Below are 16778 nucleotides of genomic sequence, written 5' to 3' on the forward strand. Positions count from 1 at the left end.
GTCATAGCGACGGGGCCTCCTTCAGCAGCGGGCCGCCCCAGCGGCTCTCCAGGGCCTTCTCGACGGCGGCGCCGACGCGGTAACAACGGTCGTCGGCCAGAACCGGGGCCATGATCTGCAGGCCGACCGGCAGGTTGTCCTCGTCGGCCAGGCCGCACGGCACCGAGATGGCCGCGTTGCCCGCGAGGTTGGACGGGATGGTGCACAGGTCGGCGAGGTACATCGCCATCGGGTCGTCGGTGCGCTCGCCCAGCCGGAACGCCGTCGTCGGCGTGGTCGGCGAGACCAGCACGTCGACCTGCTCATAGGCCGCCTCGAACTCGCGCGAGATGACCGTGCGTACCTTCTGCGCCTGGCCGTAGTAGGCGTCGTAGTAGCCGCTGGACAGCGCGTACGTGCCCAGCATGATGCGCCGCTTGACCTCGGGGCCGAACCCGGCCGCCCTGGTCAGCGCCATGACCTCCTCGGCGCTGCGGGTGCCGTCGTCGCCGACGCGCAGGCCGTAACGCATGGCGTCGAAACGGGCCAGGTTGGACGAGCACTCCGACGGCGCGATCAGGTAGTACGCCGGCAGCGCGGTCGTGAACGACGGGCAGGACACCTCGACGACCGTGGCGCCCAGCGACTCCAGCAGCTTGACGACCTCGTGGTAGCGGGCCAGCACGCCCGGCTGGTAGCCCTCGCCGGCGAACTCCTTGACCACGCCGATGCGCATGCCGGACACGTCGGGGTTCCTGGCCGCCTCGACGACGCTCGGGACCGGCGCGTCGACCGAGGTGGAGTCCATCGGGTCGTGCCCGGAGAACGCCTCCTGCAGCAGCGCGGCGTCGAGCACGTTCCGCGCGAACGGCCCCGGCGTGTCGAGCGAGCTCGCGAACGCGATCAGCCCGTACCGGGACGAACCGCCATAAGTGGGCTTCATGCCCACGATGCCGGTGACGGCGGCGGGTTGCCGGATCGAGCCGCCGGTGTCGGTGCCCGTGGACAGCGGCGCCTCGTACGCGGCGACGGCCGCGCTGGACCCGCCGGACGAGCCGCCCGGGATCCGGTCCAGGTCCCACGGGTTGCGGGTGGGGTGGTAGGCGGAGTTCTCCGTGGAGGAGCCCATGGCGAACTCGTCGAGATTCGTCTTGCCGAGGATGACCAGCCCGGCCTGGCGCAGGCGCGCGGTCACGGTCGCGTCGTACGGCGGCCGCCAGCCTTCGAGGATCTTGGACCCGGCCGTGGTCGGCATGTCGCGGGTGGCGAAGATGTCCTTGTGCGCGACCGGCACCCCGGCCAGCGGCCCGAGCTTCTCGCCCGCACGCAGCCGGGCGTCGACCGCCCGCGCCTGCTCAAGGGTGGTCTCCCGGTCGACGTGCAGGAACGCCTGGACCTTGGGCTCCACCTCGGCCATGCGGTCGAGGTGCGCCTCGGCCACCTCGGCGGCCGACACGTCGCCCGCGGCGATCATCGCGCCCAGCTCGGCGGCGGTCTTGCGGATCAGACTCATGCCTCCTCCCCGAGGATGCGCGGCACACGGAAGCGGTCGTCCTCGACGGCGGGAGCGCCGGAAAGGGCCTGCTCAGGCGTCAGGGACTGTCGCACCTCGTCGGCACGGAAGACATTGGTCAGCGGAAGCGCGTGCGACGAAGGCGGCACGTCCTCGGCGGCGACCTCGGCCACCTTCGCGACCGACTCGATGATGGCATCGAGCTGGGTGGCGTAGTGGTCGAGCTCGTCGTCGGTGAGCGCCAGCCTGGACAACCGGGCCAGGTGCGCGACCTCGTCGCGGGTTATGGCGGACATGAGTCGTTGAACCCGTTTCGTGGATGGAGTTTGGGACACTGCCATCCTAGGGGGCTTGACGCCGCAGGCCCGAACCCTTAACCCGCTGGAAACACACTCATCCGTAGAGCTGGTCCAGGCCGATCGTCAGCACGTCGCTCTCCTGGGCCGGCGATGCCTCGAATCCGGCTCCGCCGTAGCAGACCAGTTTGGCGTCCCGCACGTCGAACCCCTTGGCGTCGAGCAGGTCCCGCGCCCTCCTGAGCCGGGCGACGTGCCGGGGCCCCATGACCTTGCCCCACTTCACCTCGCCCAGCGACAACACCCGCTTGCGCTCGCCGCGCATGGCGGGCGCGAAGACCGCGACGTCGATCTGGATCTGCTCGTGCCGTACGGGATCGACGACGATCCCCGCGCCGATCTCGCCCGGTGAGTCTCCCAGCACCTCGGGTTCCAGCAGGTGGAACTGACGGCACATCTCCTCGAAGTGCGGGCCGAGCACCTGGTCGCGGAAACCGGCCCGGCCGTCCTGCCACACGAACTCGGCCCGGCCGCTCTCCAGCGGCCCCCACTGGGGTCGCATCACGACCTCGTAGAAGTGGATGAGCGGCTCACACACGCGGTAGACCGATCGCGAGGAGCGGAAGACGTCCACCTCCCTGCGGAGCAGGTTGCTGTCCTCCAGCACGTTGAGGTGATGGCCGATGTCGGACGCCTTGCGCCCCACGTAGCTCGCGATGCCGCCCCGGGTGCCGTTCCCGGTGGCCACGGCCGCCAGCACGGACTTGTACATGGCGGAGTCCCGCACCTCCGCCTCCTCCTCGAGAAGGTAGCGGGCCTCCTTGAAGAGCGGGGTCGAGGGCGAGAGCACCGTGCGCCGCACCCAGTCGTCGAAGTCCTCCAGGCTCTCCGGCCTGTCGTCGTTGGCCAGGGGCAGGTACGCGGGGGTCCCGCCGGCGACCGCGTGCACCTTCACGGCCAACTGCGGATCAGTGATCCCCCAGTACCGCGCGGCGAGGCGGTAGTCGAACGGCCGGATCGTGAGTTCCATGGAAGCCCGCCCCCTCAACGGCGCGTTGCCCGCCAGGAGCCGGCCCATCACGGACATCGCCGAGCCGCACAACAGCAGGGACGCCGGCACTTCGTCGAAGACGGCCCGGTCGACGGCCTGCTGGATGATCGAGGGCAGGGCCGGCGACGCCTTGCTGAGGTAGGGGAACTCGTCGATCACCATGAGAGCGCGGCGCTCGGCGCTGACGGCGAAGAGCTGGCCGATCGCCTCGTCCCAGGTCGTGAAGCGGAACGGTGCCGAAGCGCCCACGTACCGGGCCAGAGCGGCGGCGAACAGGTTCAGCGACTCGGTCGGGGTGCCCTCCGTCGCGCCGAAATAGAAGCCGCCCGTCTTGCGCGCGAGCGACTCGACCAGGAACGTCTTGCCCTGGCGGCGCCTGCCGCTGACGACGCCGAGCCGGGGCCGGGGCCCGACACGCTCGACGAAGGCGGACAGGGCCTCCCATTCGGAGTCGCGCGCGAAGATCCGTTCAGGCTTCGGGATCAAGGCGCCCTAGACATCGAACTGTATTTCGTCGAAGTGTACTTCGACGAAATACAGTTCTGTAGCGACTCAGGCCGTCTGGGTGACCTCGCTCTGGTAGCCGACCTCGATCGCGGGCGCCACCTCGCAGCGGCCCATGAGCCAGGCGGTGGCCTCGGCGGCCGGCATGGGCTGGCAGAACAGCCAGCCCTGGCCCAGGTCGCAGCCCATCTCGGCCAGCCGCAGCGCGACGTCGTCGGACTCCACGCCCTCGGCCACCGAGCGCAGGCCGAGCGAGCGCACCAGGTCGACGATCGAGCGGACGATGCGGTCGTCGTCCTCGGACTCGGCGATGCGGCGGACGAACGAGGCGTCGATCTTGACCTCGGAGACCGCCAGGCGCTGGAGCCTGATCAGCGAGGAGTAGCCGGTGCCGAAGTCGTCGAGGGACAGCGGGACGCCGAGCGTGGCCAGCGCCTTGATGGTCTCCTGGGTGTAGGCCTGGTCGCCGGTCAGGATGCGCTCGGTGACCTCCAGCTGGATGGCGGCGGGCGGCAGGCCGTACCGGGTCAGGCCGACCTCCAGCTGCTCGGGCAGCGCCGCGTCGAGCAGGTCGCGGGCGGAGATGTTGACCGAGATCTGCATCTGCAGGCCGGTGTGCCACCAGCGGGCGGCCTGTTCGAGCGCGGCCTCGATGACGTACTCGGTGAGCTGGCGCATCAGGTACGTCTGTTCGGCCAGCGGGACGAAGTCCGACGGCGGGATCGGCCCGTGCACCGGATGGCACCAGCGCAGCAGGGCCTCCACCCCGGTCACCGCGCCGCCGGCCAGGCTGACCTTGGGCTGGTAGTGCAGTTGCAGCTCGCGGTTGTCGATGGCGCGGCGCAGGTCGCCCAGCAGGTTGAGCCGTTCGGGCGAGTTGCGGTCTTTGTCGGGCTGGTAGAGCTCTACCCCGGTACGCCCTTCCTTGGCCAGGTACATGGCCACGTCGGCGCGTTGCAGCAGCAGCTCGAAGTCGGGGGCGTGGTCGGGGAAGAGCGCGATGCCGACCGAGCCGTCGAGGTCGAAGCTCATGCCCTCCAGGCGTACGGGCTCTGTCAGGGCGGCCCGCAGCCTGGCGGCCACCTCCCTGGCGGCGTTGGCGTCCCGGATCGAGGGCAGCAGCACGGCGAACTCGTCGCCGCCGAGCCTGGCCACCACGTCCCCCGGACGCACGGAGTGGGTCAGCCGGTGGGCCACCATCTGCAGCAGGCGGTCGCCCACCGGATGGCCCATCGTGTCGTTGACCTCCTTGAACCGGTCGAGGTCGAGGAGGAACAGCCCGACCCGCTCGTCCTGGCGGGACTCGGCCAGCGCCTCCTCCGTGCTGACGATGAGCATCTTGCGGTTGGGCAGGCCGGTCAGCTCGTCGTGCAGGGCCTGGTGGTCGCGGCGCATGGACAGCGTGGCGGTGAAGTAGACGGCGGCGAGGGGGGCGACGAAGAGGGGCACGAGGCCGGGCGAATGGTCCATCACCACGACGACCAGCGGCGCGAGGCCCAGCAGCGCCGCGTAGACGAGCCCCTGCGGCCCGGCGGTGACCCGCAGCACGCGGACGATCGAGCGCCGCTCGTGCAGGGCGACCGCCCCGGACACGAGCGCGGCCCTGGTGGCGAAGTAGGCGACCCCGGCCAGCGCTATCGCCGGCAGGTCGGCCCCGGTGGGCGTCCACGGCACGGCCGGGCCCGGCACGACGCCGAACAGCCCGAGCACCACGGCAGCGGCGGTGAGCGCGAGGGTGGACTGGGCGACGTTGAACATGACCCGGTGCCACGCCTTGCGCGTCACGACGCCGTTCATGGCGATCGCGACGGCCTGCATGAGCACGGCGGTGGACAGCCCGAAGTGCAGCAGCACCGCGAAGGTGAACATGGTCGACGGGTAGGTGCCGCCGACCGCGGTCGCCGAGGACACCATGACGGGCCGCAGCTCGCCCAGCATCACCAGCACCGCCAGCACCCAGAACAGCGGGGTGCGGGCGAGCTCGGCCAGCGCGGACGGATCCAGCCTGAGCATGGCCACGATCAGCGCGGTGAAGCCGATCACGGTGATGCCCGCGAGGAACGCCCAGAGCGGCGTGCCGACGCGTGGACCGGTGTCACGGGTGTCGGTTGGGTCAGTCATCGGTAACAGAACCCCCATTAGGTCACTATGGGAGGGTACGACCTTCACCCCACTTCGCGAAACCAAGCGCGTACGTTCCGTCACTTCTCCTTTCCGACATATACCCAAAAACCACTACGGGTAGCGCGGCCATCGACAGTCCGTACACGACTGTGATCCCCAGCCCGCCCGGTGCGCATCCGCGGGGCCACCGAACACCAGCCCCGCCGCAAGGGCGGACCGGGCCCGGCTATGTCTCCTCGACGACCGCCACGCGCGCCGCGGCCTCCGGGCCCTCCTTCAGCAGCAGCTCGAACCCCTGCTCGTCGAGGATCGGCACCTTCAGACTGACCGCCTTGTCATACTTCGACCCGGCGTTCTCCCCCGCCACCAGGAACGACGTCTTCTTCGACACCGATCCGGCCACCTTCCCGCCCCGGCTGGTCAGCGCCTCGGACGCGGTGTCGCGGGTGTAGGACTCCAGCGTCCCGGTGACCACGAACGTCAGCCCCTCCAGGATCTGGGGCTCCGTCTTCTCCGGGGCGGGGCCGTCGTCCATCCGCACCCCGGCCCGCCGCCACCGCTCGACGATCTCCCGGTGCCAGTCGACCTCGAACCACTCGCGGATCGTCGCCGCCACCCGCGGCCCGATGCCCTTGACCGAGGCCAGCTCCTCCTCCGAGGCGTTCATGATGGCGTCGATCGACCGCATGGAGTCGGCGAGGTCGCGCGCCGTCGGCGGCCCGACGTGCCGGATCGACAGCGCGACCAGCACCTGGGCGAGCGGCGCCGACTTGGCGCGGGCGAGCTCGTCGACCAGCGTGCGGGCGGCCTGGCTGGGCCCGCCGTCGAGGTTGGAGAACAGGGAGACGACCTTCTGCTCGCCGGTCTCGGGGTCGACCTTGGGCAGGCCGGTGTCCTGGTCGCGGACGACCGACCGGATGGGCATGAGCTGCTCGATCGTCAGGTCGAACAGGTCGGCCTCGGTGCGCAGGACGGGCTCCTGCGGCGGCACCGGCTGGGTGAGCGCGGTCGCGGCCACGTAACCCAGCCCGTCGATGTCGAGCGCGCGCCGGCCGGCCGCGAAGTAGAGGCGCTCGCGGATCTGGGCGGGGCAGCTGCGGGCGTTGGGGCAGCGCAGGTCGGCGTCGCCCTCCTTCTCGTAGGCCAGCTCGGTGCCGCACTCCGGGCAGTGGGTCGGCATGACGAACTCCCGCTCGGAGCCGTCGCGCAACGCCGTGACCGGGCCGACGATCTCGGGGATGACGTCGCCCGCCTTGCGCAGCACCACGGTGTCGCCGACCAGCACGCCCTTCTTGATCACCGTGGCCGCGTTGTGCAGGGTGGCCCGCTCGACGGTCGAGCCCGCGACCACGATGGGCTCCATCACCGCGTACGGCGTGACCCGGCCGGTGCGGCCCACCCCCACCTGGATGTCGAGCAGCTTGGTGTTGACCTCCTCCGGCGGGTACTTGTAGGCGATCGCCCAGCGCGGGGCCCGCGAGGTTGACCCGAGCTCCCGCTGCGTGCGGAAGTCGTCGACCTTGACCACGACCCCGTCGATCTCGTACGCCGGGTCGTGCCGGTGCACCCGGTAGTGCTCGATGAACTCGTCGACCTCGGTGAGGCCGGGCACCACCTTGAACAGGTCGCTGACCGGCAGCCCGAACTCCCGCAGCCGCTCGTAGACCTCCGACTGGGCGCGCGGCACGGCCGAGCCCTCCCAGACGCCGATGCCGTGGACGAGCATGCGCAGCGGGCGCTGGGCGGTGACGCGCGCGTCCTTCTGCCGCAGCGTGCCCGCCGCCGAGTTGCGCGGGTTGGCGAACGGCTGCTTGCCCTGCTCCACGAGCTGCTCGTTGAGCTGCTTGAAGCCCTCGACCGGGATGTAGACCTCGCCGCGCACCTCGACCAGGCTCGGCACGCCCTCGCCCTTGAGCCGGTGGGGCACCCCCTTGATCGTGCGCACGTTGGCCGTGACGTCGTCGCCGACCCGGCCGTCGCCGCGGGTCGCGCCGCGCTCCAGCTTGCCGTCGCGGTAGACGAGCGCGATGGCCAGCCCGTCGATCTTCAGCTCGCACAGGTAGGGACCCGGGTCGCGTTCGGCCAGCCGCTCGACGCGGGCCATCCAGGCGGCCATGTCGGCCTGGTTGAAGGCGTTGTCGAGGCTCTCCATGCGGTTGAGGTGGCTGACCTTGGCGAAGTCGCCCGAGACCGGCGCGCCCACCTTCTGGGTGGGCGAGTCGGGCGTCTGCAGCTCGGGATGGGCCTGCTCCAGCGTCAGCAGCTCGCGAAACCACTCGTCGAACTGCGCGTCGCTGACCGTGGGCTGGTCGAGCACGTAGTAGCGCCAGCGCGCGTCGTCGACCAGCTCGCTCAGCTCCGCATGCCGCTTGAGCGCGGCCACGGGCACGCCCCCGACCTCGGTGTCACGCTCGCTCACGCTGGGTCTCCTTCCACGTCGGACACGCTGAGGAAACGCTACCGCCGGGCTCCGACAGGAACGACTCCCCCGGTCATCCGCCCTGGGCCCAGACGCCTTCCCAGACCGAGCAGTTACCGGTGATCTTCCTTGCCGTGCCCCGGCAGACCCTGCCCTCGATGGAGAGCATGTAGCCGGTCTTGAGCGAGAACTCCAGCGGCTTGGTGCCCGAGCAGTTGCGGTACGTCTTGTGCCCGTCGCCGCCGCCGTCCTTGACCCAGCGCAGTTGCAGCCACGAGCACCCGGTACGGCCGGGGAAGTCGTACAGCCTGCCGCTGACCACGAACCCCGGCCGGTCGAGCAGGACCTTGCCCTTCGCCTTCCCGGCCCGGTCGGCGGAGTAGATGGACCCCCAGCTCCAGATCTCGGGGTTGGCCGAGGCCCCGGCGGGGACGGCGATCGAGGCGGACGCGATCAGCATGGCGGCACCGACGGCCAGAACGCGAGCAATCATGGCAAGGACGCTACTCAGCCGCCTTGCATCCCGCTTGCCGGATCGTCCTTGAGCACCTGGGCGGCCTTTCTGCACGCCGCCAGGGCCGCCCGCGCGTAGCGGGGCGAGGCTCCGGCCAGGCCGCAGGCGGGCGTCAGCGTGACCTTGGCGGCCAGCCCGTCGGGGGCGAACCCGAGCCGCCGCCACAGCTCCACCGCGGGCCTGGCGACCACCCCGGTGTCGGGCAGCGCGACGTCCCGGCCCGGCACGACGCCGAGCAGCAGGCCCGCCCCGGCCTCGAAGAGCTCGCCGAGCCGCTCGTCGTCCCTGCGGCGCAGCAGCGACGCGTCGACCGACACCGCGCGCGCCCCGGCCCGCCGCAGCAGCGCGAAGGGCACCCCGGGCGCGCAGCAGTGGACCACCGCGTCGGGGAACAGCCGCAGCGACTCCTCCACGCGCCACTCCTCGGCCGCCGCCAGCCGCCCGAACCCGGACGCGGTCGGGACCGTGCCCGCCAGCACGCCCGGCAGCCCCGGCTCGTCGAGCTGCAGCACGATCTCGGTGACCCCCGGCAGCCGCCGCCGCACCTCGGCGCAGTGATCGGCGACCCCCTGGGCCAGCGAGGCGACCAGGTCGCGCACGGCGCCCGCGTCGGAGAGCATCTTGTCGCCGAACTTCAGCTCAAGGGCCGCGGCCAGCGTCCACGGCCCGCACACCTGCAGCTTGAGCGGCCCGGCGTAGTCGTGGGCGACCTCCTCCAGCCCGTCGAGGTCGCGGCGCAGGTGATCGACGGCCCGCCGGTGGTCGCGGCCCGGCCGGTCGGCCAGCCGCCACCCGGACGGCTGCACCTCGGCCGGCAGGTCGATCAGCAGCCCGGCCGTCCTGCCGATCATGTCGGCGCCGACCCCTCGGGCCGGCAGCTCTGGCAGATACGGCAGGCCGGGCACCTCGCCGAACACGACACGGATCGCCTCAAGATGATCCTCACCCGGATGTGACCCGACCCCGGTGGCTTCCCACGTAGACATGGGCACAAGCGTAGGCTCTGCCGAATGGAGCTCACCAAACTCACGCACGCCTGCGTACGCCTTGAGAAGAACGGCAAGGTCCTGGTCATCGATCCGGGCACCTTCTCGCAGGAGCCGGTGCTCGACGGGGTCGACGCGGTCCTGATCACCCATCAGCACTTCGACCACTTCGACATCGAGAAGCTGAAGGCCGCTCCCGCCGGGATCGAGGTCTGGACGTGCGAGGGCGTCGCGGCCCAGCTGACCGACGTGCCGGTCAAGGTCCAGGTGGTCCGGCACGGCGACGCCTTCGACGCGGCCGGTTTCCGGGTGAAGGCGTTCGGCGAGTGGCACAGCAAGAACCACCCCGATGCGCCCATCGTGCAGAATGTCGGTTTCATGCTCGACGACGAGGTGTTCTACCCCGGCGACGCGCTCACCTTGCCCGGCGTCGAGGTGCCCACCCTCCTCGCGCCGACCAACGCCCCCTGGATGAAGCTCAGCGAGATGGTCGAGTACCTGCGCACGATGCGCCCGGCCCGCGCGTTCTCCACGCACGACGGCCTGCTCAACGACATCGGCCTGTCGCTGGTGGACACCTATCTGGAGCTGGAGTCGGAGAAGCAGGGCGCCGACATGCGCCGGCTCAAGGTCGGCGAGTCGGTGACGCTCCCCTAGGCGGCCGAGACGATGGTGGCCGAGCCGATGACCGTGTCGCCGGAGTAGAGCACGGCCGCCTGGCCCGCCGCGACGCCGGTGGCCGGGCGGTCGAGGTCGATGCGCAGCCCGCCGCCCGCCTCCTCCTCGAAGCGGCAGCCGTAGACCTCGCCGTGGGCCCTGAGCTGCACGGTCAGGTCGTCGAGGCGGGACGGGCCGTTCCAGACCGGGCGGACGCAGGAGATCGAGGTGACCTCCAGCGCCGAGCGCGGGCCGACCGTGACCGTGTTGGAGACCGGCTCGATCGACAACACGTAGCGCGGCCTGCCGTCGGCGGCCGGACGGTCGATGCGCAGGCCCTTGCGCTGGCCGACGGTGAAGCCGTGGGCGCCCTGGTGGGTGCCCACCACCGCGCCCTCCTGGTCGACGATCGGGCCCTCCTCGGCGCCGAGCCGGCCGGCCAGGAAGCCGCGGGTGTCGCCGTCGGCGATGAAGCAGATGTCGTGGCTGTCGGGCTTGTCGGCGACGGTCAGGCCGCGCCGGGCGGCCTCCTCGCGCACCTCGGCCTTGGTGGAGCCGCCGAGCGGGAAGATCGCGTGGCTGAGCTGCTCACGGGTGAGCACCCCCAGCACGTACGACTGGTCCTTGCCCTGGTCGACGCTCCTGGACAGCACGCCGTCGGACAGCTTGGCGTGGTGGCCGGTGGCGACGGCGTCGAAGCCGAGGGCCAGCGCCCGGTCGAGCACCGCCTCGAACTTGATCTTCTCGTTGCACCGCAGGCACGGGTTGGGGGTGCGGCCCGCGGCGTACTCGGCCACGAAGTCCTCCACCACGTCGCGCTGGAACCGCTCGGCCATGTCCCAGATGTAGAACGGGATGCCGATCACGTCGGCGGCCCGCCGCGCGTCGCGGGAGTCCTCGACCGTGCAGCAGCCCCGCGCGCCCGTGCGGTGGGATTGAGGGTTGGCCGACAGGGCCAGATGCACACCAGTGACGTCGTGACCGGCCTCGGCGATCCGGGCGGCGGCCACGGCGGAATCGACGCCGCCCGACATGGCGGCAAGCACACGCAGTCCCATGACCGTTCCAGCGTACTGTCCGGCGGGGAGTGCGCGGCCATCGGCTCCGTCTGGGAGGATTCAGCGCATGCGACTGTTCGGGCGCAAGGACGAAGAGGAAGAGGCCGGCCGGCCCGGCGACGGCGTGGCCGCGTTCTGGGCGTGGTGGCAGGAGGCCAGGCCACGGCTCGACTCGCTGGTGGCCGCGGGCACGGCCGACGGCGTCGAGGAGCTGGTCGCCCCCGCGGTGGCCGCGATCGACCCCGGCCTGGTCTGGGAGGTGGCGCCCGGCAGGAACGCCGCGCACGCCCTGGTGGTGACCGCGGCCGGCGACGCCGAGCTGCGCTCGCTGGCCCACCGCTGGGCCAGGGCCGCGCCGCCGGCCGACCTGCTGTGGGAGTTCCATCCGTCCCGGCAGGCCAACCCGCAGGCGCTGGAGCTGACGCTCGACGTGGGCGGGTTCGAGTTCGCCCTCGACAAGCTGGTCTTCGGGCTGCGCGTGCCGCGCGACCAGCCGCGCGTCGACGTGGCCGCCCACCATCCGATCTTCAGCGAGCTCGACGAGGAGGCCCGGCTGGAGGCGACGCTGCTCGCCCTCGACCGGCTGCTGGGCGAGGACGACGTCGCCAGGTGGGTGGGCGAGATCACGGCCGCCACGTTCCAGCCGATCGACGCGGTCGCCGCCGTCCACCTGCCCGCCGTGGTCGCCGACCTGGCCTCGGGCTACGAGGGCGAGGAGTGGCTGCAGCTCGAAGGGCGTACCGGCGAGGGCGCGGCGCTGGCGGCCACCGCGCGCTTCCCGCTGCGGCCCGTCGACCACCCGCTGCTCGACCAGCACATCGAGATCACGCTTCCGTACGCCCACCGCGACGACGACGGCCTGCCCGCCGGCGATTCGCTGAAGGCGTTGCGCGACTTCGAGGAGCGCCTGGCCGCCCGCCTGCTCAACCTGCGCGACGACGCCCTGCTGGCCGCGCACCTGAGCGCCGCCGGCCACCGGGTCGTCCACGTCTACGCCGACCCGGCCTCCGACGCGGCGATCCGCGTCGAGGAGCTGGTCGCGGGCTGGGCGGAGGGAGAGCCGCGGGTCGACGTGGGCCACGACCCCGCCTGGGCCGCGGTCTCCCCCTTCCTCAGCTGAGCCCGGCCCTGCGGGCCCGCTCGACGGCCGCGGGCAGCACCTCGATCAGGCGGTCGACGTCGGCGGCGGTCGAGGTGTGGCCCAGGGTGAACCTGAGCGAGCCGCGCGCGGCCGCCGCGTCGGCGCCCATCGCGAGCAGCACGTGCGAGGGCTGCGCCACGCCCGCCGAGCAGGCCGAGCCGGTCGAGCACTCCACGCCCTTGGCGTCGAGCAGCATGAGCAGCGCGTCGCCCTCGCAGCCGGGGAAGGAGAAGTGGGCGTTGCCGGGCAGCCGGCCGGTCGGGTCGCCGTTGAGCACGACGTCGGGGACGGCCTGGCGGACGCGCCGGATGAGCTCGTCGCGCAGCGCCGTCAGGCGGCGGCCCAGGGCCTCCTGCTCCTTCACGGCGGTCCGCACGGCGGCGGCCAGGCCCGCGATGGCGGGCGCGTCGAGCGTGCCGGAGCGCACGTCGCGCTCCTGACCTCCGCCGTGCTGCACCGACACCGGGGTCAGCCCTCTGGTCAGCAGCAGCGCGCCCACGCCCATCGGGCCGCCGACCTTGTGGCCGGTCAGCGTGAGGGCGTCGGCGCCGGAGTCGGCGAACGACACCGGGAGCTGCCCGATCGCCTGCACCGCGTCGGTGTGGAACGGGACGCCGTGGTCGTGGGCGACGGCCGCCAGCACGTGGACCGGCTGGACCGTGCCCACCTCGTTGTTGGCCCACATGACGCTGATCATGGCGACGTCGTCGGGGTCGCGCTCGATGGCGGCGCGCAGCGTGTCGGGATGGACCCGGCCGTGTTCGTCGACGTCGAGCAGCTCGACCTCGGCGCCCTGGCTCTCGGCCAGCCACGCGGCCGGGTCGAGCGCGGCGTGGTGCTCGACGGAGCTGAGCAGGATGCGCCGCCGGGGCCTGCGCGCCCAGTAGAGGCCCTTGATGGCGAGGTTGTCGGCCTCGGTGCCGCCCGAGGTGAACACGACCTCGCTCGGCCGGGCCCCCAGGGCGTCGGCGATGCTCTCGCGGGACTCCTCGACGACCCTGCGCACCTGACGGCCCGCGGCGTGCAGCGATGAGGCGTTGCCGACGCGTTTGAGTTGCTCCGTCATGGCCTCGATCGCTTCGGGCAGCATGGGCGTGGTCGCCGCATGATCAAGATAGGCCGACGGTCGTGTCACCAGATCAGGGTATCTCGTTTGCCACTGTACCGTCCGGACGGTACAGTTGACGCATGCGAAGGGACGAGCTGTTGGACGCGGCGGAAGACCTCCTGTGCGATCAGGGGTCGGCCGCGCTGACGCTCTCCGCCGTCGCCGACCGGGCCGGGGTGAGCAAGGGCGGCCTTCTTTACCACTTCGGCACCAAAGAGGCCCTGATCAAGGGCATGGTCGAACGGCTGATCGAAGAGTTCGACGACCTGATGACCGCGCAGCCGGACGGCACGTACACCGAGCGCTACCTCGGCGCCACGCTGATCGCCGTGCGCTCGGGGCGGCTGCGACGATGGGCGGTCGTGACGGGCGCGTCGGGCAACCTCTTCCTGCTCGCGCCGCTGCGTGAGGCGATGTCGCGATGGCACCGGGAGGCGTTGGACGACGAGCCCGACCCGCTGGCCTCGCAGATCGTGCGGCTGGCGTGCGAAGGGTTGTGGGACGTGGCCAGCCATGACCCGCAGCTCAACTCCGAGGCGGACCTGCGTGCCCTCGAAGCCCGGCTGAGAGCGCTGCTCAAACCCGGCTGAACCGTCTGGCTCCGGTGTGTCGGGAGTCACTGCGGTCCCGGGAATGTGCCAGGGTCACTCGTGGTTCAGGTGTCGGAGCTTCGATCACGGAGCTTTCCGCGGGTCTCCGCGGTTGCCTGTGACGGACCGGAACGGATGGGGGGGTGGTGTCGCGATGACGATCCCGTGCTCCCACGACCCCTGTCCCGCCCGCCTCCCGTCCAGACCGAGCGCCTCGGCGGCGCCCGCCGTCCCCGTCGGACCGGTCCGTACGGGCTGGGCAGGCCGGACGCGCAGGCCCCCGTCAGGCAGACGGTAGGCCGGAGGGCGCGGGCCGAGCGGGAACCGACCGGCCTGGCCGTCAGCCCGGCAGGGCGGACCGCCCGGCCATGACGCGGGCCACGATCGAGCGCCCGGGCCGCTCACCCAGCAGCACGAGCTGACCCCGACGAGCGCCGCCCGGCCCCCGCTCACCGACACCAACCGCCCGGCGCCCACCCGCGCCTCGACCCACCCAAGGCCCTCGAACCGTCTCGACCCCCAAGGACCCGAGGCCGGTCGGCCGCCGACGCCCACACCCGCCCGCCCGTCAACAGCCGAGCCGCTCTGCCCCCGCCCCAGCCGGAGCTGACCGCCGGGTTGGCCCAGGTGCAGGTCTCGCTTGGGGCCGTGCCAGCGGCGTGGGGTTGGTTGGGTTTTTTGTCCCTTCGAGTGTTCATCCCCCCGGATTTTTCTGGGCGCTCCCGCAACGGGAGCGCCTGATTTGTGGCGAAATAACGAGTTTCTGAGAGGTGTGCCTTATGACCCGCGACCTGAGGACGGCCCGCTACGGGGCGATCCTCACCTTCGTCCTCGGCGGCCTGATGGTGGGCACGATGACCGTGCGCATCCCCGCCCTGACCGACAAGCTCGGCCTGTCCGAGTCCACGGTCGGCGCGGTGCTCCTCGCATGGGGCCTCGGGGCCCTCGTGACCATGCAGTCCATGCGACGGATCATGGCCCGCGCGGGCAGCAGGGCGGTTCTGCGGATCGGCGCCCCACTCACCGCGGTCGGCCTGCTGGCCGTCGCCTTCGCCCCGAACCTGCCCCTCCTGGTCGTGGCCGCCACGTTCTTCGGCATGGCCTTCGGCACCGTGGACGTCGCCATGAACGCCCAGGGCTCCACCGTCGAGCAGGCGTACGGCCGCCCGCTGATGAACGGCATGCACGCCGGCTGGTGCGTGGGCGCCATCTCGGCGGGCGCCCTGGGCAGCCTGTCGATCGCCGCCGGCCTGTCGTTCACCGCCAACCTGGCGCTGGTCGCCCTGGTCTCGCTGCCGGTCGCGCTGCTGATCGGCCGTACGTACCTGCCCGAGGCCCCGGTGGCGGAGGCGGCGCGCACGGCCCGGCACAAGATGCCGGCGATCGTCTACCTGCTCGGCGCGATCATGTTCTTCGCCTTCATGGTCGAGGGCGTGGTCGCCGACTGGAACGGCCTGTACATGCGCAACGAGCTCGGGGCGCCCGAGGCGCTGGCCGCGCTCGGCTACCCGGTGTTCGAGGCCGGCATGCTGCTGGCCAGGCTCACCGGCGACCGGCTGCGCTCCCGGTTCGGGGTGCGCGGCATGCTCGGCGTGTCCGGCGTGGCCACGGCCGGGTTCTTCACGGTCGTGCTGATGGCTCCGGCGGCCCTGGTGGCGGTGCTGGCGATGTTCTTCGTCGGGCTCGGCGTGGCGACGATCGCGCCGCTGACGCTGTCCCTGGCGGGCACCGCGACCGACGCCCCCGGACCGGCCATCGCCCAGGCGGGCGCCATGGGCTACGCGGGCCTGCTGCTCGGCCCGGTGGTGATCGGCTTCCTGTCGGACGCCACCTCGCTGCGCGGCGCGCTCGGCATCGCGGTCCTCCTGGGCGTGCTGATCGCCGTGGCGTCGCGGTTCCTGCCCCGGCGGGAGGCGCCGGTGTTCGGAGCCGTCGCCGTGCGGGAGCCGGTGAAGGTCGCCGCGTAGGACATTTGTCATGCCAAGCCTCGTACATCCGTCCATGTCCGATTCATGGAGGAAGTGCGAGGCTTAGGCGGTGTTCAAGCCATATGTCACCGCGGTCGTCCTCGTCGGCACGGCGGTTCCGAGCCTGCTGCAGTTCGCCGTCCCGGGGCTGGAGGCCGCGTGGATGCGCGATCCGGCCGCGATCTCCGGCGGCGAATGGTGGCGGCTGGGGACGGCGCTCGTCGTCCAGGACGGCGGCGTGTTCGGCACCCTGTTCAACCTGGCGTTCCTCGCGGTGCTCGGCTACCTCGCCGAGCGCGCGCTCGGCCCCGGGCGCTGGCTCCTGCTGTACGCCGCGGGCGCGGTCGCGGGCGAGGCCGCCGGCTACCTCATGAACGACCCCGGCGCGGGCAACTCGGTCGCCCTCTGCGGCCTGGCCGGCGGCCTCGCCGTGGCTGCCTCCGACCCCCTGGAACGCTCGCTGGGCACGTTCTACGCGGTCCTCTCGGGGGCCTGGGCCTTGTCGGCGTCCGGCACGGCCGGCGTCGTGCTGATGGTCGTCCTGGCCGGGGGCGGCTTCCAGCTCGTGGCGCACCGCGACCGGATCCCCGCCCCGCTGTTCCCCGCGGTCGCCGCGGTGGCCGCCGTCGTCCTGTGCGCGCTGCTGGACCTGCACGGCTTCGCCCTGCTGGCGGGCGTCCTCGCGGGATGCGCGCTGAAGGCGGCCGGCGCCCGGACCGCGCCCGCCGCGTCGGCCTGAGACGGGGGGGGGGGGGGGGGGGGGGGGGGGGGGGGGGGGGGGGGGGGGGGGGGGGGGGGGGGGGGGGGGGGGGGGGGGCCGGGGGGGGGGGGGGGGGGGCAGTCGTCGGCGAACCAGTCGTAGGGGGCCGAG

General features: G+C 72.1%; 14 protein-coding genes. 5 read left to right on the forward strand and 9 right to left on the reverse strand.

Annotation, left to right across the window (positions count from 1 at the left end; all coding sequences use genetic code 11):
• Position 1 precedes the first annotated feature (1 nt).
• From gatA to ACIBST_RS16960, 7 genes are all read right to left on the reverse strand, one after another.
• On the reverse strand, positions 2-1492 hold the full coding sequence (gene gatA, locus ACIBST_RS16930) for an Asp-tRNA(Asn)/Glu-tRNA(Gln) amidotransferase subunit GatA (protein WP_397172552.1): 1491 nt from the start codon (positions 1490-1492) through the stop codon (positions 2-4).
• On the reverse strand, positions 1489-1788 hold the full coding sequence (gene gatC, locus ACIBST_RS16935) for an Asp-tRNA(Asn)/Glu-tRNA(Gln) amidotransferase subunit GatC (protein ID WP_101787882.1): 300 nt from the start codon (positions 1786-1788) through the stop codon (positions 1489-1491). Before gatC ends, gatA begins: the two co-directional genes overlap by 4 nt.
• 97 nt (positions 1789-1885) lie before the next feature.
• On the reverse strand, positions 1886-3325 hold the full coding sequence (locus ACIBST_RS16940; protein WP_397172554.1) for an ATP-binding protein: 1440 nt from the start codon (positions 3323-3325) through the stop codon (positions 1886-1888).
• Between the two features lie 66 nt (positions 3326-3391).
• Positions 3392-5464 carry a putative bifunctional diguanylate cyclase/phosphodiesterase gene (locus ACIBST_RS16945; protein WP_397172556.1) on the reverse strand — a complete coding sequence of 691 codons (2073 nt, stop codon included), beginning with the start codon at positions 5462-5464 and terminating at the stop codon, positions 3392-3394.
• A gap of 229 nt (positions 5465-5693) precedes the next feature.
• A complete protein-coding gene (gene ligA, locus ACIBST_RS16950) occupies positions 5694-7886 on the reverse strand; it encodes an NAD-dependent DNA ligase LigA (protein ID WP_397172558.1) in 2193 nt (730 codons plus the stop codon).
• Between the two features lie 73 nt (positions 7887-7959).
• Positions 7960-8379 carry a hypothetical protein gene (locus ACIBST_RS16955; RefSeq protein ID WP_397172560.1) on the reverse strand — a complete coding sequence of 140 codons (420 nt, stop codon included), beginning with the start codon at positions 8377-8379 and terminating at the stop codon, positions 7960-7962.
• A 14-nt stretch (positions 8380-8393) separates the two neighbouring features.
• Entirely contained in the window at positions 8394-9386 is a 993-nt protein-coding gene (locus ACIBST_RS16960) for a methionine synthase (protein WP_397172562.1), read from the reverse strand.
• Between the two features lie 24 nt (positions 9387-9410).
• On the opposite strand from ACIBST_RS16960, the gene ACIBST_RS16965 reads away from it, so the two are divergent.
• Positions 9411-10043, forward strand: a complete 633-nt coding sequence (locus tag ACIBST_RS16965; RefSeq protein WP_397172564.1) for an MBL fold metallo-hydrolase — start codon at positions 9411-9413, stop codon at positions 10041-10043.
• Here the strand turns inward: ACIBST_RS16965 and mnmA are convergent.
• Entirely contained in the window at positions 10040-11101 is a 1062-nt protein-coding gene (gene mnmA, locus ACIBST_RS16970; RefSeq protein WP_397172565.1) for a tRNA 2-thiouridine(34) synthase MnmA, read from the reverse strand. The genes ACIBST_RS16965 and mnmA overlap by 4 nt on opposite strands.
• A gap of 67 nt (positions 11102-11168) precedes the next feature.
• Here mnmA and ACIBST_RS16975 point away from each other — a divergent pair, with 67 nt between their 5' ends.
• Complete coding sequence (locus ACIBST_RS16975; protein ID WP_397172567.1) at positions 11169-12221, forward strand: DUF695 domain-containing protein; 1053 nt, start codon at positions 11169-11171, stop codon at positions 12219-12221.
• Here the strand turns inward: ACIBST_RS16975 and ACIBST_RS16980 are convergent.
• Entirely contained in the window at positions 12214-13377 is a 1164-nt protein-coding gene (locus ACIBST_RS16980; protein ID WP_397172568.1) for a cysteine desulfurase family protein, read from the reverse strand. The genes ACIBST_RS16975 and ACIBST_RS16980 overlap by 8 nt on opposite strands.
• A gap of 53 nt (positions 13378-13430) precedes the next feature.
• Here ACIBST_RS16980 and ACIBST_RS16985 point away from each other — a divergent pair, with 53 nt between their 5' ends.
• From ACIBST_RS16985 to ACIBST_RS16995, 3 genes are all read left to right on the forward strand, one after another.
• The gene (locus tag ACIBST_RS16985; protein ID WP_397172569.1) at positions 13431-13940 is read left to right on the forward strand and encodes a TetR/AcrR family transcriptional regulator; all 510 of its coding nucleotides are present in this window, start codon (positions 13431-13433) and stop codon (positions 13938-13940) included.
• A 779-nt stretch (positions 13941-14719) separates the two neighbouring features.
• Positions 14720-15907 carry an MFS transporter gene (locus ACIBST_RS16990; protein ID WP_397172571.1) on the forward strand — a complete coding sequence of 396 codons (1188 nt, stop codon included), beginning with the start codon at positions 14720-14722 and terminating at the stop codon, positions 15905-15907.
• Positions 15908-15977: 70 nt separating this feature from the next.
• Positions 15978-16646, forward strand: a complete 669-nt coding sequence (locus ACIBST_RS16995) for a rhomboid family intramembrane serine protease (protein ID WP_397172572.1) — start codon at positions 15978-15980, stop codon at positions 16644-16646.
• Positions 16647-16778 lie beyond the last annotated feature (132 nt).

The organism is Nonomuraea sp. NPDC049684 (assembly GCF_044465345.1).
Taxonomy (GTDB): domain Bacteria; phylum Actinomycetota; class Actinomycetes; order Streptosporangiales; family Streptosporangiaceae; genus Nonomuraea.

Coding starts and splice junctions, on each gene's coding strand:
- ACIBST_RS16985 (WP_397172569.1), top strand. CDS start 13,431: ATGCGAAGGGACGAGCTGTTGGACGCGGCGGAAGACCTCCTGTGCGAT.
- gatC (WP_101787882.1), bottom strand. CDS start 1,788: ATGTCCGCCATAACCCGCGACGAGGTCGCGCACCTGGCCCGGTTGTCC.
- ACIBST_RS16975 (WP_397172567.1), top strand. CDS start 11,169: ATGCGACTGTTCGGGCGCAAGGACGAAGAGGAAGAGGCCGGCCGGCCC.
- ACIBST_RS16990 (WP_397172571.1), top strand. CDS start 14,720: ATGACCCGCGACCTGAGGACGGCCCGCTACGGGGCGATCCTCACCTTC.
- ACIBST_RS16945 (WP_397172556.1), bottom strand. CDS start 5,464: ATGACTGACCCAACCGACACCCGTGACACCGGTCCACGCGTCGGCACG.
- ACIBST_RS16960 (WP_397172562.1), bottom strand. CDS start 9,386: ATGTCTACGTGGGAAGCCACCGGGGTCGGGTCACATCCGGGTGAGGAT.
- mnmA (WP_397172565.1), bottom strand. CDS start 11,101: ATGGGACTGCGTGTGCTTGCCGCCATGTCGGGCGGCGTCGATTCCGCC.
- gatA (WP_397172552.1), bottom strand. CDS start 1,492: ATGAGTCTGATCCGCAAGACCGCCGCCGAGCTGGGCGCGATGATCGCC.
- ACIBST_RS16955 (WP_397172560.1), bottom strand. CDS start 8,379: ATGATTGCTCGCGTTCTGGCCGTCGGTGCCGCCATGCTGATCGCGTCC.
- ACIBST_RS16965 (WP_397172564.1), top strand. CDS start 9,411: ATGGAGCTCACCAAACTCACGCACGCCTGCGTACGCCTTGAGAAGAAC.